The 14,664-nt window shown below is 41.8% G+C and carries 17 protein-coding genes and 1 pseudogene; 16 read left to right on the top strand and 2 right to left on the bottom strand.

Going from position 1 to position 14,664, the window contains the following annotated elements; all coding sequences use genetic code 11:
* Positions 1-13 precede the first annotated feature (13 nt).
* The 15 genes and pseudogenes from ACE04G_RS00490 (at position 14) to ACE04G_RS00420 (ending at position 12,190) form a co-directional block, all read left to right on the top strand.
* A complete protein-coding gene (locus ACE04G_RS00490; RefSeq protein ID WP_307543034.1) occupies positions 14-448 on the top strand; it encodes a DUF4280 domain-containing protein in 435 nt (144 codons plus the stop codon).
* Between the two features lie 2 nt (positions 449-450).
* Entirely contained in the window at positions 451-3,924 is a 3,474-nt protein-coding gene (locus ACE04G_RS00485; RefSeq protein ID WP_449003527.1) for a hypothetical protein, read from the top strand.
* 17 nt (positions 3,925-3,941) lie between these two features.
* Positions 3,942-4,907, top strand: coding sequence for a hypothetical protein (locus ACE04G_RS00480; protein ID WP_449003528.1), 966 nt, complete (start codon positions 3,942-3,944; stop codon positions 4,905-4,907).
* A gap of 17 nt (positions 4,908-4,924) precedes the next feature.
* The gene (locus ACE04G_RS00475) at positions 4,925-5,380 is read left to right on the top strand and encodes a DUF6630 family protein (RefSeq protein WP_449003529.1); all 456 of its coding nucleotides are present in this window, start codon (positions 4,925-4,927) and stop codon (positions 5,378-5,380) included.
* Positions 5,381-5,814: 434 nt separating this feature from the next.
* Positions 5,815-6,741: an HNH endonuclease signature motif containing protein gene (locus tag ACE04G_RS00470; RefSeq protein WP_449003530.1), complete on the top strand. Its 927-nt coding sequence runs from the start codon at positions 5,815-5,817 to the stop codon at positions 6,739-6,741.
* 18 nt (positions 6,742-6,759) lie between these two features.
* On the top strand, positions 6,760-7,233 hold the full coding sequence (locus ACE04G_RS00465; RefSeq protein WP_449003575.1) for an SMI1/KNR4 family protein: 474 nt from the start codon (positions 6,760-6,762) through the stop codon (positions 7,231-7,233).
* Between the two features lie 172 nt (positions 7,234-7,405).
* Positions 7,406-7,546 (top strand): HNH endonuclease, encoded by a 141-nt coding sequence (locus tag ACE04G_RS00460; protein WP_449003531.1) that lies wholly within the window; start codon positions 7,406-7,408, stop codon positions 7,544-7,546.
* An 18-nt stretch (positions 7,547-7,564) separates the two neighbouring features.
* Positions 7,565-8,005: an SMI1/KNR4 family protein gene (locus ACE04G_RS00455; protein ID WP_449003532.1), complete on the top strand. Its 441-nt coding sequence runs from the start codon at positions 7,565-7,567 to the stop codon at positions 8,003-8,005.
* 77 nt (positions 8,006-8,082) lie between these two features.
* Positions 8,083-8,463: pseudogene (locus ACE04G_RS00450) on the top strand (HNH endonuclease); the annotation flags it as partial.
* Positions 8,460-8,741: a DUF6985 domain-containing protein gene (locus tag ACE04G_RS00445; RefSeq protein WP_449003533.1), complete on the top strand. Its 282-nt coding sequence runs from the start codon at positions 8,460-8,462 to the stop codon at positions 8,739-8,741. The pseudogene ACE04G_RS00450 and the gene ACE04G_RS00445, both read left to right, overlap by 4 nt.
* A gap of 64 nt (positions 8,742-8,805) precedes the next feature.
* Complete coding sequence (locus ACE04G_RS00440; RefSeq protein ID WP_449003534.1) at positions 8,806-9,279, top strand: SMI1/KNR4 family protein; 474 nt, start codon at positions 8,806-8,808, stop codon at positions 9,277-9,279.
* 203 nt (positions 9,280-9,482) lie between these two features.
* A complete protein-coding gene (locus ACE04G_RS00435; RefSeq protein ID WP_449003535.1) occupies positions 9,483-10,064 on the top strand; it encodes a hypothetical protein in 582 nt (193 codons plus the stop codon).
* Positions 10,065-10,101: 37 nt separating this feature from the next.
* The gene (locus tag ACE04G_RS00430; protein WP_449003536.1) at positions 10,102-10,998 is read left to right on the top strand and encodes a nucleotidyl transferase AbiEii/AbiGii toxin family protein; all 897 of its coding nucleotides are present in this window, start codon (positions 10,102-10,104) and stop codon (positions 10,996-10,998) included.
* A gap of 179 nt (positions 10,999-11,177) precedes the next feature.
* Entirely contained in the window at positions 11,178-11,618 is a 441-nt protein-coding gene (imm48, locus tag ACE04G_RS00425; protein WP_449003537.1) for an Imm48 family immunity protein, read from the top strand.
* Positions 11,619-11,650: 32 nt separating this feature from the next.
* Entirely contained in the window at positions 11,651-12,190 is a 540-nt protein-coding gene (locus ACE04G_RS00420; protein WP_449003538.1) for an RNA 2'-phosphotransferase, read from the top strand.
* Between the two features lie 172 nt (positions 12,191-12,362).
* Here ACE04G_RS00420 and ACE04G_RS00415 read toward each other — a convergent pair whose 3' ends face one another.
* Positions 12,363-13,217, bottom strand: a complete 855-nt coding sequence (locus ACE04G_RS00415; RefSeq protein ID WP_221821908.1) for an SDR family oxidoreductase — start codon at positions 13,215-13,217, stop codon at positions 12,363-12,365.
* Between the two features lie 111 nt (positions 13,218-13,328).
* Positions 13,329-13,754, bottom strand: coding sequence for an Rrf2 family transcriptional regulator (locus tag ACE04G_RS00410; RefSeq protein ID WP_221821910.1), 426 nt, complete (start codon positions 13,752-13,754; stop codon positions 13,329-13,331).
* Between the two features lie 423 nt (positions 13,755-14,177).
* Here ACE04G_RS00410 and ACE04G_RS00405 point away from each other — a divergent pair, with 423 nt between their 5' ends.
* Positions 14,178-14,654 carry a DUF6790 family protein gene (locus tag ACE04G_RS00405; protein WP_237174316.1) on the top strand — a complete coding sequence of 159 codons (477 nt, stop codon included), beginning with the start codon at positions 14,178-14,180 and terminating at the stop codon, positions 14,652-14,654.
* Positions 14,655-14,664: the final 10 nt, after the last annotated feature.

Below are 14,664 nucleotides of genomic sequence, written 5' to 3'. Positions count from 1 at the left end.
GGGAGAGGTTATGATGGTGCGAAGTCAAGATCATGATGCCCAGATTCATACGGCTGGAGAAGCCTCTAAAAGCTATGTCGTTGCAGGAGCAATACTTAAATGCAATTGCGGGACGCAGCGTACACGATTGAAGATACCATTCAGTCATGGCGTATATATCAAGGGGAAGGCGAAGATGACTGTCGAGGATTATGTTCCAGGTATTCATATTGGATCATTCGGTAACTGTTCCAATCCAGCTAATCCAGCAGTAGCGGCAAGCACGATGGTTGACATCTATGGGGTTAAGAAAGCACCTTGCGTTCCCGTGCTGACCATGCCTTGGCTTCATGGAAAGGGAGATACCAAGGTGGAAGGGAAAGCTGCACTGCTCAGTCACTGTACACACAAGTGTCTGTATGGCGGAGATATCGTCATAGAGAATGACGGACAGCAATTGGACTTTTGACGATGAGTGAAATTACGGAGAAAAAACTCGACCAGATCGGCTATGAGCAAATACGTCTATATTGGCCTTATCGTGCACAGTGGCTAGAAGGCGTGCAAATTACTCGCCAAGTGAACGAGCATGCGAAACTCTACGTCAGCGGTATAATTCCGGAAGAGGATGGGCCGGGCATTCTTCAAGTTCAGGCTGAAGGGGAATCTATCGTACTCAGACAAGTCGATGAAAATGGTAGATCAGTGAGGAGACTCTTCCATGGCGTAATGACATCGCTCTCGGTTCATTTTTCGGGAGGGGTCTATCGATTCGAACTTGAAGCCTTGTCCAACTCCTATCAAATGGATATGCGAATTGAGGAACGAGCCTTTCAAAACAGAGGGTGGACGTTCAAAGAACTCATTCAATTCATTATGAATTCTTACCGCTATTCGGATGTCATGGATCAGGTTACCGAAAATACCTCATTGAGCGGACTTGTATTACAATATAAAGAGACCGATTGGATGTTCCTACGCAGGCTTGCCTCGCGATTCGGTACAGTGCTGGTTCCCGAAATCACAGCGGCATCACCCAAACTGTATATCGGTTTGCCCGCAGGTAAGTTGTGGAAATGGCCAGAAGACCAACCTTATCAGGTTCGTAAGGAGCTGGCCGGAATCGACTGGCACGGCTCCGGAACGGAAGATCGATATATCATTCAGGGCCCCAAGGGATCGCAAGGCGTATTGCAATATACGGTGGAAAGTGTCGAGACCTATGCGTTGGGAGACAAGGTCGAACTTCCGGATGGAAGAGAGCTGACCGTGGTGTATGCCCATTCGCGACTGGAATCCGGGTTGCTCATGACGACATACCGCATGGTACTCGAAGACCACATTCGTGTACCTAGATGCAACCTATCGGACCTGATTGGGTTATCGCTGTACGGCGAGGTGGTCCGCGTGATTCATGATCACATTCAGATCAAATTACCCATGGATGAGGGCCCGATGACGCAAGGCTCCGCCTGCCCCTATCCGGTCGCGCCAGTTTATGCTGCGGAAGGGCATAGCGGATTATACATGATGCCGGAGATCGGGGATCAGGTGGAATTATATTTTCCAAGTAGTCTTGAATCCGGAGCGTACATTCGTCATTCTATCTCTGAGGGTAAACGTTCCACTAACGGAGGGACAGAGCATAAAGTCTGGGGGCATCCTGCCGGAAGCTCTATCGGGTTGTCGCCTGAGGAGGTTACACTGCAATCTGGATCCGGGTTGACGATTACCTTGAATGATCAGGGGATCGTATTGAATAGTCCAGGCAATCTGTCCATTCAAGGCAGCAATATCCTGCTTGCGGCCGGACAGATCGAAGCCACAGCACCAGAAGCGATTTGGCTGCTTGGCGGAGGTGGTAGCTTCATTTTGGACGGGGAGGCCAACGTACGAGCGGGTCTATTGCAACAGGAGGGCAGCAACAAAGCGCCTGTTCATGTGGCGGATCTGCCTCTGGAGCCGGAGCCACCGCTGATGCCGATTGAGGAGTACGAAGCGGCTCAGGCAGCAGCAGCCGCAGAGGCTGCTGCAGTGACGCAGGCATCAACGACGAACCCGAAAGATGGGTCGTTGGCTGGAGCTGCGTTGGCCATCACTGCTATGATTCCGATCCTGGGAGCTCTAGGGGGGATTGCTGCTCAGACAGCCATCGGCGTAGGGATTGCTGCCGTTGCAACGGGTCTGATCGCGAGTGTGCCGAAGTTAGGCTCCTTCAAGCCTTCGGCTCTGAATTTGCTGGACCGATTTACGAACGGATTTACCGAACTCCAACAGCAGGAGAACGAAGCAAAATGGACGATGTTGGGTAAAATGCTGACGGCCGCCAAAGAGTTGACCACATCGACTTCGGTGACCGATTTCTTTAAGAAGTTGGAACAACAGAACAAGGAGATTAGCCTTGCTTATGAGCAGATTCCGAGTTACTTCCGTGAGAAGTGGGTGCATGAAAAAGCCCAACGTGACCTGCAGAAGTCGCTGGAATTTTTTAAGAGTGTGGAGAAAGACGATGTTCAACATCAAACCTTCTTTTCGCCCTATTACCAAGAAATTTCATGGGCATTAGACAGGGCTGGCATATATCATAATATTACCGTCGAGGAAGTAAAAGATTACGATTTTTGGTTGCGTCAGGACCTGACATTGGAACAGATGAAATATCTGACACAGTTGATTTACAATCCGATTAGCGATGAGAAATTCGTAGAGATGATCTACGATTATGAAATGCATCGCGATTTAATAGAGAACGGAACGATGATTGGTGGTAATCTAAGGGTAAGGACGCCAGACATTGAAGGAAAGGTCATGCAAGTTGTTGGTAACGGATTAAAAACAGCAGCGACATTTGCAAAGAAGAAATGGACAGACGGTCAGAAAATGAGGATCGTTTCTGGTGGAGGAAGCGATTGGAGCGGGGATAAGTCGAAAAAAACGGGACAAGCAAGTTCTGGTGGTAAAACAGAAGCTGAAACTGAAACGAGTCCTAACTCTGGGAAACCTCCCAAGACTGCAGCTGAATCTTCGAAGCAGACTGTAAAAACCGGTTCATCTGGAAATAACAAGCCAGCAAACTCAAAACCAAGTTCTTCAAGTACAGGGACTAAACAAAATGGTTCAAGTACGAAACTCAAAGATGCAAGAACAAAGCCAGAAAGTTCGAATTCAGTTAACAATAAAACACCGAATGAAGTGAACACTTGGAAACCGTCTACAACCACGAAGAAGGACGAGGGTAGCCCTAGCGAACAAACGAAGAAACCAAATGATACAAAAGAACCAAATACTAATGACAATCTGAAAAAGAAAAAAGGAAAGAGTCAAAAGCAAATCCAACAAGAACTTGACGAGCTGGATCAGAAAATTAAAATTAAGGAAAAAGTAGGGGCCAGTGAAGAAGAAATTAAGAAGTTAAAACGAGAACGAAGTAAGCTGGCCAATCAACTAGATACTCCAGATGATATAAGTAGTAAATTTGATTTATCCGGTGTAGAAGGGTATGAGCGAAAAATCGATAATAAAAAATATTATGATCATGATAAGGGTGACTTTGGCGAGGAAGTTGCGAAAAAAATCGCAATAAACAACAATCTAGGTAAGGATATTTCCGATCAATTTCAAGTTGGTAGGAACGGAATAGATGGAGCCTTTTTGTCCAAAGGTCCGCCTCCTAAATTAACCATGATTGAGGCTAAGACTTCCGAGTGGGGAAATTTCAACTATTCAATAGAGCAAAAACTCGGTGGTCCAAAATATTTTGAAGTGATGTCAAGCCGTAAAAATAAAAGTTTTGCGGATTTTAAAGCAAAGTACAAGAAACTTTTAAAAGATAACCCAGGGTTGGAGTTTGAATTTATCAGAGTAGAAGTTGATATTTCGAAAACTTCGGTTGGTTTTGGAGTAGATGTTGTCAAAGTAAAAGATTGGAGTAAGGAGATAAAATAAAATATAAGGAGAACACAATGGTTAATTCAAAAAAAATGCATTTAGCCTACAAAAGGTATGTCAAAAACTTTGTTGATAGTAATGCTGTAATTGAATACGAAGAAGGTAAAAATGAGATTGTTGAAATCATCGATATTAATGATACAGAGAGAGATCATATTCTATTAATTGATATGGATAATATATCTTCCTTTTGGTTAGAAGTGTGGAAAAATGACGTATTGATTAAAAACGGTCGAGATGTAAGTGCACTAAAAAAAATTCAACAAACAAAATTTTATCAGTGCATGGGTAGGCATATTTATAAAGATCGTTATCCGAATATGAAATTGATTGATTATTCTTTTGAGTATAGCATCATTGCATTAGTGCACTTCAATTTATACGGATGGGTAAAAGAGGAAAAGATATTTTTTGATTTTATAGTCAAATATCTTGGAGATAATTTAATGGAAGCAAATGATTGGAATCAACATATCTGGTTTTTAGTAGAGTTGTATCTACAACACACCAATCAAACAATAGAAGGAACTAATAAAAATGTTCACTTGACTGTGAAGTCCGCATTAGCAGATAAGGGACAGCCATGTGATTTGATTCCAGAAGAACTTGGAATCTACAGAGAAGTATTGGAACAATGGAATACGCCTGATTTGGATGAAATTACGCGTTTGCTTGGAAGAATGTCCGAACATCATTCCATGCTCGCTGCAGAGTTAGGGAAATCGCTTGAGTTTGGTAATTATGATTACGCTTTTTATCCTTATGAAATTTTGTATTTGCTTCATGTGAGAAAAAAACAAGGTCTGCCTAATCCAAGTCATTTTGATGATTTCCTGATGAACTCACCGGAGGCTAAAATGAACATTCAAGATCCTGAACCGTATCCAGAGTGGGATCCCGTTCTACGGATGATTGATGACTTTTATCGCAAAAACTATCCCGAGTATATCCCGAACCACCATGGAGTTCTGTTTGGGTAGGAGAGGAGGAAGACTGCATGGCAGATGAAGATTTGGTGCCGTTAATTTTCGATGATGCAGAGGATATCGACATGATTTTGAATGATCCGGGCGAATCACTGGCGTATTATAGTATGCTGAATCATGGCTTAGCGACCAAACGGTTTTTATTTCTGGACTACAAGGGAGAAGTGGATCAGGAAATCGTCAATTACATTTTAGACTATGAGTATGCCTATGACATCGAATTGGGAACTGCAGATCAGCTAGAAGAGTTGGGAGAGTTTGACTACAAATATCTCCCTGAGAAAATAAGGGAAGTGAACAAGCTGATTTCTCGAAAAGGATATGGTTTATTCTCCTATCCGACAGCAGGAGACTTCTATGCATTGTTTATCGCTGAACTTAAGCATGAGGGTGCGCTAACTCAAGTGGATTTATTAGAAGATGAAGATATTCCTGAAAAAGAGCGTCATATCCAGTTGTATATTTAGTTCAAAGATAAATCAGACAGGCTCCAGTTATTTGACTGGAGCTTATTTGTTTTAATTTTTTTAGAAAAGGTTAATCTTGCGTCTTAAAAGTCAAAACTTTGATCAACCATGTGATACATAAAGTCTTTAAGATTTATACTCAGTGAAACAAAATATAAAAATGACAAAAGATTTGGATAAATAGCAATGATTCCAGGTGCTCGTGACTACATATCGTATGATGCTGGAAGATCAAATGACGCAATGCAAAAAAGGCCTGGATGCGGAATTTAATTTTAAGGGCAGAGGAGGTTAGGCAGCTGGTTTTTTAGGCCAAGGCCGACATCCCACAGGCAAGTGGGACAACGCCGCCTAAAGTGAACATGAGCCCGTCTTCGTCCATCGTGCCCAAAGTGAAGACTTTTGTCCGAAAGTATTGGGAAGACAGTCAGAAGATGGGGATCGTGTCGGGTGGAGGAAGTCATTGGAGCAATAACAAGAAGAACAAAACGGGCGAGGATGCTTCTGGAGACGATAGGACAGCAAACAGTGAAACAGGATCGACCTCCAAACCTGTAGGGAACCCGTCGAAACCGAAACAAAATTCGGATAGTATACCTTCTTCGAAAACGAATGAACCTAATGTACCGACAATGCCGAAAGATAGCACGACATCGAAGACGAAACTAGAAAAAAATGAAACGCCGAATGAAGTGAATACGTGGAAGCCATCTCCATCTAAGAAAAAGGATGAAAGTAAACCGCAAGCCGATACGAAACCGCCTAAATCATCCGAACCGGAGAAACCGCAGGAGAATACAAACAAACCGAAGGATGATCCGGAAGGCACTGAGGGAACGGGTAATAGTGGCAGTGTTGACAGGACAGCTAACCTTGAAAACATAAAAGATTTTGCAAAAGGTAATAAAAAATTTAAAGAGGTTCTTGATGATTATGCTTTAATATATGGGGATATTGTAAAATCAAATAAAGTGTGGTCATGGCAAGATGACTTTGTTGGTAAATTAAATTCAGACCAAAGAAGTATGATTAAACAGAGGGCCTTAGAATTACATTCTGATATTCCTACGATTGAAGTGAAGAAGATTCCAGGATTGAAATTCGGATATGCAGACTTTAAAGGGGCAGGTGCAGTATTGCATGAAGATGTATTACCAAAGGACCTTTGGAAGGCAACAGATGCTGTACAATTCAAGTGGTTGAATGATAGATTACCAAATAAAGTACAACCAGAAGGAACAACTTGGCACCATAATGAAGAAAGTGGTTTGATGCAACTTGTACCTTTTGGTATTCATAATATTACAAAGCATAATGGAGGAAGAACAAAGGGACACTGGGCAGATGCCCCAAGACATTAATTTGAGAGGTGAAATATGTTGAAAATACAAAAAAATAGTATAATTTATCCGCTTCCAGCTAGTAATTTAATTAAGCGTGTAGAAGAAAATTTTGAAATCGAGTTTCCCAAAGATTTTATAGATTTTATATCGAAAAGTAATGGATCTATTCCAATAACTCGATTTTTTGAATTTAAATCGAATAGATATGTGGTTGATCGTTTTCTTTGTTTATTGGACAAGCCAAGTGAGCATGATAAAGGTATGTATGATATTAAGGTTGTTTTCAGTCAATTGGATGAAAGGATACTCTCTGATGGAGATATGACAGGTGCTGAATTAGTACCAATTGCAGCTCTATTTGCAGGAGATTTCGTTTGTCTAGACTATACTGAAAGTAAAATCGATCCAGTTGTTTGTATATGGTATAATGAGGAATCAGATGAGTATGACCCAGTTACAGAAAAAATTGCAGATAATGTTAATCGTTTTCTTGATATGCTAGAAGAATAGATTCTTCCTATAATGCAATTATATGACAACATTTAAAAGGCTTACTCCTACTCGAACAATGAGTCAGGAGTAAGTTTTTTATAGTTTTATGAAATGGGCTATAGTTGTTACATCTGTTACCTAAAGGTGTGCTTGTTTAAGCGTTACTTTCCATAAAGATTCTAATCCACCTGTGCCAGCTAGTAATAAAACACCAGACGGTTATACGTGGCATCATCATGAAGATGGAAAGACAATGGTTCTTGTTCAGAAGGATATCCATAGGGATTTTAGACATATAGGTGGTCAGTCTACAGTTAAGGGAAAAAAATGATTATAAAGGAGAATAAACATGGCAACGATTTATAACACAAATAAAGAAATTGAATTAAAAAATATTGAGGAATTTGAAGCAAAATATGATGTCGTGCTTCCGGTTCAATATCGCGATTTTTTGCTTGAGTATAACGGTGGTAATGTAAAGCCAAATGTTTTCAAAATTTCAGATGATGAAGGAGAGACTGCTCTCAACACACTTTATGGGCTAGATATCAATGAATCCTACGATGAGTTATCAAGTGTGTTTGACTCATTATATGGCGAAATCCCAAACGAATTTATATCTATAGGTGATGATTCTGGAGGAAATCAAATTTGTCTAGGAACTAGCGAAGAGTATGCGGGGAAAATATATATTTTCCTTCATGATATAGAACCTACTGAAAAGATGAGCAATATGTTTCTTATATCTGATTCTTTTGATAGCTTTTTAGATAGTTTATATGAAGTTTAATCTTTAGAAAATGACGGATGCAGAAAAGCTAACTTCAACTTGAATTATAAGTCGAAATTGGCTTTTTCATTTGTCTGATCCCTGATCTTTCACCAGTAGCTAAAGCAGAAGTGCAAATTGAGTATATGTTAGGTGGAAAAGGCACATACGGAGGAGCAGCGAGAAGAGCTAATTTTGCTCAATCAGATCAAAGGTTAGCTGAATAACTTAATAATTCTCCTGAAATAGCACGCCAATTTGGTATGGAGTCTGGTAAAATTACTGCTAAAGATATAAAGATTTATCGAGATGGAAATAAACTAACATGGCACGAATTAAATGATGTTAAAACAATGCAGTTAGTACCTACAAAGATGAATAGTACTTTTGGGCATCTTGGAGGTGTGGGAGAAATGAATGCAGGAGCGTTTGAACCTGGGGGATTTCTAATAAACAATAAAGAGGGGAGTACACAATGATAAAAAATGATCCTGTTTTTGGAGTGCTCGAATATAACTATGGTTGGACTAGGAAGACTATGTTTCAATTATTCGGAGGAGAACTTGAAATTACATTGATGATTGATGGCGATGAAGATGGAAGATTTGATGAAAAACAATATACGGCATATCAATCATTGATACAAGATCGGAAACAAGTGCAATTTAACTTATTACAACCTATTTTGAGTTTCCAAATGGTAGAAAGAGCATCATATCCAGTTTTACGAAAGGAAGTTGTTGTTAGGGGATTCTGATCTTCCTGGTTAAAGTCCATGTGGTGGGGCATGTGTTAAAAGATGAGAATGGGAAGTGAAGCATATGAGAATGGATGTTAATACGATTGTCGTTCCATTACCAGGCGATGATTTATTAGATGCAGTTGAGCGAAGTTTCAGAGTTTCATTCCCTGAATCTTATAGGCACTTTATTAAGGAACATAACGGAGCTGTACCAATCACAAATATGTTTAGTATGAATCAGCAAGAATACATAATAGAAAAATTTCTATGTATATTGGATGACAGTGAGTCTGATCCTATTAATGGATGGTATGATATTGAAGTTACTATTACGCAAATTGGTGATAGATTAACTGATAATGAAGATTTAGTGGGAATGAATGTAGTTCCTATTGCAGCGCTTTTTTCAGGAAATTTTATTTGTTTGGATTTTAGAGAAACAGAAGAGCCTACTGTGGTTATTTGGTTTCATGAAGAGTCAGAGGAGTTTTCTCCTGTGACACAAAAGGTCGCGCTCAATATATTAGAATTTTTTGAATTGCTGAGTGAATAAGGTTGTTCTAGTTCATGTTAACGCGTGACCCGGTTGTCAGTCTCTTGTAGAGAAGCTAGTGGAGCGTTTTGAACGTGAATTGTAAAACTTAAAGAAGATCTGTGGAAATATTCGAGTTAAGTGATGTGAGTGGAGAATTAACAGAAGATGAGAAGAGAATCTGTCTAATGACAGATGACTAAAATCAGTAAGGAAGTGACCTGATGGAATTTGAATATCATGTAACCATGCGTGATCTGAAGCAGAACGAGACAGAGACCTTTATCAACATCTGTAATCAAGAGAACGTGAAGCCCGTGTTGATCGTCTTGGACCAAGGTGAATATATTAATCAGCCAATGATTACAGGCAGTGTACATAGCACGAATTACGAAGAAGTGAAGAATGTTATTGAAGAGGTTGCCGCCAAGTTTCGGGATAACGGATTCACAGTTGTTCGGACGAAGGTGGAAATTCCGGCTAAGGAAGAAACGTATTTTGATCAGCCGATGCTGGCGCAGTTCAAGCCTTATTTCGAATGGCATGGTAAAGTACATGTTGATAATTTGGGCAGATTGAAGCAGTTGTGCGGCGATTCAGGCGGACATATCTCACGGAACTCACTTAATGCAGATGGCAAAGTGAGATTCGTAACGGTCCGTGAATATGAGAGTGCAGAACATTTTTATCGTAGAGTGGGAGAGATCCATGCCATTTTTTATACGAATAAGATCGAACTGTTAAAACAGCAATATGAACTGTGCATCTATGACAGCCGGGAAGAACTGGATCGTGGATGGATCTAATCGGATGTTGAGTACGATGAATGGAGGAGGAGAACGAGTGTCAGAAAAAAACATAAAAATGCACCTCCTAAATGAGGATGAGAGATTCATTGTTGTGTTAGAAGCTCTATTAAAGCGCGCCTCCTTGGTGAATAGCCCATTTGTATTAAAAGGAAGCTTATTAACAAGACAGTATTTGGAGAATCCCAATATTCGTTATGTGGATGACATCGACTTTCTGTATACAGGTCGAATTGAGACTGAGGATCAGGCCAATGCAGTATTTACAGACTGGATGATCCGGGTAACGGAGATGGACCTGAATGACGGTATCGTATTTCGAAGCTTTAGTGAGAACGCCTTCTGGCGCAGAATAGACTACGCGATGGCGGATGATTTTCCTACGGTGAACACGGAGCTTGCCTTTTATATTGATAGTGAACCAAGGAATGAAAATGAGTATGAGGATGAACTGCATCTTGATATATCTTTTAACCTCGACTTGGATGAGAAGCCTGTTACTCTATCGTACCAATCCATGGTTGGTGAAGCTTTTGTCGTTCCTTATACTGTACCACTCTCCATCCAAATTGCATGGAAGCTGCATCAAACGATAGTGAGGCCCAGGTTTAAAGACTTGTATGATTTGCAGCATCTGTTGTCTAACCCGTTATACGATCAGCAGGCGCTCAAGGAGACAATGCAGACCCTGGCCAACGAGTGCAGCATGGACCCGGCTATTACGAGAGAGGATATGAAAAAGATACTGGTTGACGATCTGCATGATGTATTTTCGAGGTTAAATTACGATTATGACCTGCAGTATTATGCCGCAAGCCGTAGTCCTGAAGTGTATTTTATGGAGTTTGTATCGGAGTTGCGCCAAACGATGAATCACGTTGGTATTAACAGTGACGCATATGAACATTTACCAAGTTGCCCCACGCATACATAAAGATCTTCATGCACTGAAGAAGCAGACCTAAAAGCTTTCTGTAAGAAAACTGCTTCGGGAGCATTCACTTCGCCTTTATCCGTAGATGAATTTGAAACGAACACCCTATCTCCGATACAATGTTCTCATAGAGTCTGAGAGAATGGATCAAATACGGTGCAGAAATGGAGAAAACCAATATGACTGAATTTATCAAGGCTGACGATATTAATGACGTAATTCTGGCTGCGGCGGCAAACGAGCTGGAGCAGATGGTGGACAAAATATGTGAGCTGATGGGCACGCCATTGGAACAGACCACAGAACTGGAGCGTCAGGTCATGGCTGCTTTTGGTTTTGGCGCGGTGTATGGCATCACTAATCGGGATCAGCTGGCGGAGGCGCAGGCCCATGCCTTGAGCATTCGTATGCTGATCAAACCGTTTAATTACAGTGAGCAGCATGCGGTTGATTTTGCCGATGATCTGATTCGGGTAGCCTCCGATCGTGAAGTTCATCCGGTGATGAATACGATTATCCAACGTGGGATTGATGGACACCGCCAATTCAATCAGGAAGACGATGAAGGATTGGTACGTAACATTCAGGAGATTTTAACAGCGGTTCAATCGCAGCAATAGACGAGTTTTATTAGATGTGGGAGATGATTGCAATGGATCTGATGAAATTAAGCAAGGAACTCTCATACGCTCTGCGACATGCACCATGGGAGTATGAGTTGGAACTGGACGAAGAGGGTTGGGTGGAAATCTCGCAATTGCTGGTGGCATTACATGAAAGTCCGCAGTGGAAGGAAGTCACGCAAGCCGATCTGGAGCAGATGATTCAAGCCTCGGAGAAAAAGAGACATGAAATCCGTTCTGGCCGCATCCGGGCATTGTATGGACATTCGACACCTCATAAGATATCGAAGATATCTGCTGAGCCACCGGAAACCCTGTACCATGGGACCCCGGCACGCGCAGTGCATTCTATTATGGAACATGGCTTACAGCCGTGGCAAAGGCAATATGTACATCTGTCCGCAGATATCGATACGGCCAATCAGGTGGGACGAAGACGGGATGATCAGCCTGTCATTTTGAAAATCAATGCTGCTCAAGCGGCCATGGATGGCATCCTCTTTTATCATGGAAACGAAAATATCTGGCTGGCCGATCATATTCCCGCACGTTATATTCTTGAGCAATGAGTGATGAACGGTTGTGGAAAGCATAAACACCTATCTTGAATTACAGCAGTCGCAATCAACGGGGAGTGTACAGTCATCCGTTCAACGTGTATATCATTGTATTGATCTTTAACTACACCAAAAAGGGACGCATCCAACATTTGTTGGTGTGTCCCTTTCTCATATCCCAAACTTACTTGCCTACAATTAATTTAATACCTTCGCTAAGTGGTTGAGCCGGACGGCCAAGCAATTTCTCTAAAGTATCACTTTCTACAGCCAATGCGCCTTCACGGATGGCACTTTGCATATCAACAAGCATCGATACGACAAAGTCCGGTAGACCTGCGCCTTTCATGATTTCAGCGTAAGCGGCATCGTCCACGTTCTGCACGTTGATTTCTTGTCCAAGCACTTCACCAACAATGGCAGCCAGTTCAGCTTGCGTGCGTAGCTTGCCGGACAATTCATACACAGTATTCTCATGTCCTTCTCCTGCGAGTACAGCTGCTGCAGCATGGGCGTAGTCACTGCGGGTAGCCCAGCCTACTTGGCTGTTGTTGGTGGCATGAACCCAAGGCGCACCTTGCGTAGCTGCTTGCACACTGCCTGCTTCATTTTCCAGGTACCAGTTGTTACGCAGGAAGGAATACGGAATGCCGGATTCACGAATAGCTTTTTCTGTAGCGCGGTGAACTTCCGCCAGGGAAAGGGTATTTTTCTCTGCATTCACAACGCTTGTATAAGCGATGAAACCCACGCCTGCTTTCTTGGCGGCGTCAATGGCAGCCTGATGTTGGCGAATTCGCGTTTCATTGTCACCATCAGTCGAGATGAGCAACAGACGGTCTACACCGGCAAAAGCTTTCTCTAACGTCTCCGGTTGATCGAAATCACCGTGACGCACGTCAACGCCTTGAGTGCGGAGTGCTTCCGCTTTCTCTGGATTACGTACACTTACTGCCACATCCTTGGCAGAATTTTTTAACAATGCCTCTACAACCAGTGAACCCAATTGACCTGTTGCGCCAGTAACCAAAATTTTCATTTTCTTTTCCTCCTATGATATGTGTTGTTGGTTGCATATGGATGTAATCAAATATGTTATAACAGGTGTGATTACAACGAAAGGGTTAAAAAAAGCTCATGATGAGCTTTTTTATTCAGAGACATGAATCTGATCCATCATCTGCTGTATGGTTACACGATTCAAGCGCTGTTCCATGGCTGTCTGAGCCTCAATGAGTTCGGCACGCAAGGTGTGTTCAATCATGTTGCCGACCGGACATTTCGGATTCGGATGTTTGTGAAAGTTAAACAATTCCCCATCCTCCACGACCTCTAGCGCTCGATATACATCGAGAAGGGTAATGTTCGCCGGATCTTTCAACAAGGAAGCACCGCCCACACCGGGTCTGACGTCAATTAGACCAGCCTGTTTCAGCTTGGACATAATCCGCCGAATAATCACGGGATTTGTATTCACACTCTGCGCGATCATATCTCCGGTGCATTCATTGGGCATAACAGCGATCAGGGACAGGGTATGAACCGCAATGGAAAAGCGACTGCTGATTTGTCTCATGGGATAATCACCACCGTTGTAACTATAATAGTTACAAAGCGATTGGTTGTCAATTCTTTTATATCATATGTTAATTGATCGTTGCTGTTATCCTGTTATCGTAGATGATCAAACAGATGATAATTGAACTATCACCTATGTCAAATAAATGAGTTGTGGTTCTTTTGAAGCGTTAAAAAAGAAGTAGGTTTCAAACCTTTTAATGTAATAATAGGGCTAAATTCCTATTATTTTCAAGTTAAATGGAACTATATGGTTTTCTTGTTTGCGTACAGTAGAAGAAAAATGACAAAAGCTTCGACAAAATAGAAAATTATGTATGAATTGACAAATGTAAAAGCGATTATATAATGTGTGTATCTACAAGATTGTACATTTAGTTACAAATGATTCCAAATAACAAACGGCGGGAGTGGGACAGGCATGTGGTTTTTGGTTCTATGGTTGTTAGGTCTAATTTCAGGGGGAGTACACCTATATGTGTTAGGTTTTCCCGGAGAAATGAGCGAGATTAGCAGGGTGTTGCTGCTTCATCAGTTTGTGGTTACGTTTGGATTGGTTGGAGTGATTGGTTACGTTGTCAACATTGCCAGAGCGGATCAGACAGCCAAAATGTTAGGATGGCCTGGTGGACCATTTCAGGTTAAATACGGTTTTTCCCAGGTAGGGCTTGGAGTTATGGGGATTATGGCCATCTGGTTCCAAGGGAACTTTTGGGTTGGTGTATTGGTAACGATGTACATATACGGATTAAGTGGTCTTTGGTCACATACTTATGTCATGATTAAAAATCGCAAGGCAGATGGAGACAGTATCGGGAATCTCATTATGGATGTGGTGTATCAAACGTTTATCACGGTTCTCTCCGTATTGGCTGGTGGAATCTGGGTAATGTACTAAGCTGTAATTG

The sequence above is a fragment of the Paenibacillus sp. AGC31 genome (genome assembly GCF_057334655.1).
This window is presented reverse-complemented; position numbering and strand designations above follow the sequence as displayed.

Bases quoted from the DNA above. Each gene is read 5' to 3' on its own strand.
- ACE04G_RS00445 (WP_449003533.1), top strand. From the start codon at position 8,460: ATGATAAAAAATGATCCTGTTTTTGGAGTGCTCGAATATAACTATGGT.
- ACE04G_RS00485 (WP_449003527.1), top strand. From the start codon at position 451: ATGAGTGAAATTACGGAGAAAAAACTCGACCAGATCGGCTATGAGCAA.
- ACE04G_RS00455 (WP_449003532.1), top strand. From the start codon at position 7,565: ATGGCAACGATTTATAACACAAATAAAGAAATTGAATTAAAAAATATT.
- ACE04G_RS00470 (WP_449003530.1), top strand. From the start codon at position 5,815: ATGGGGATCGTGTCGGGTGGAGGAAGTCATTGGAGCAATAACAAGAAG.
- ACE04G_RS00435 (WP_449003535.1), top strand. From the start codon at position 9,483: ATGGAATTTGAATATCATGTAACCATGCGTGATCTGAAGCAGAACGAG.
- ACE04G_RS00405 (WP_237174316.1), top strand. From the start codon at position 14,178: ATGTGGTTTTTGGTTCTATGGTTGTTAGGTCTAATTTCAGGGGGAGTA.
- ACE04G_RS00415 (WP_221821908.1), bottom strand. From the start codon at position 13,217: ATGAAAATTTTGGTTACTGGCGCAACAGGTCAATTGGGTTCACTGGTT.
- ACE04G_RS00410 (WP_221821910.1), bottom strand. From the start codon at position 13,754: ATGAGACAAATCAGCAGTCGCTTTTCCATTGCGGTTCATACCCTGTCC.
- ACE04G_RS00480 (WP_449003528.1), top strand. From the start codon at position 3,942: ATGGTTAATTCAAAAAAAATGCATTTAGCCTACAAAAGGTATGTCAAA.
- ACE04G_RS00420 (WP_449003538.1), top strand. From the start codon at position 11,651: ATGGATCTGATGAAATTAAGCAAGGAACTCTCATACGCTCTGCGACAT.
- ACE04G_RS00440 (WP_449003534.1), top strand. From the start codon at position 8,806: ATGAGAATGGATGTTAATACGATTGTCGTTCCATTACCAGGCGATGAT.
- ACE04G_RS00490 (WP_307543034.1), top strand. From the start codon at position 14: ATGGTGCGAAGTCAAGATCATGATGCCCAGATTCATACGGCTGGAGAA.
- imm48 (WP_449003537.1), top strand. From the start codon at position 11,178: ATGACTGAATTTATCAAGGCTGACGATATTAATGACGTAATTCTGGCT.
- ACE04G_RS00475 (WP_449003529.1), top strand. From the start codon at position 4,925: ATGGCAGATGAAGATTTGGTGCCGTTAATTTTCGATGATGCAGAGGAT.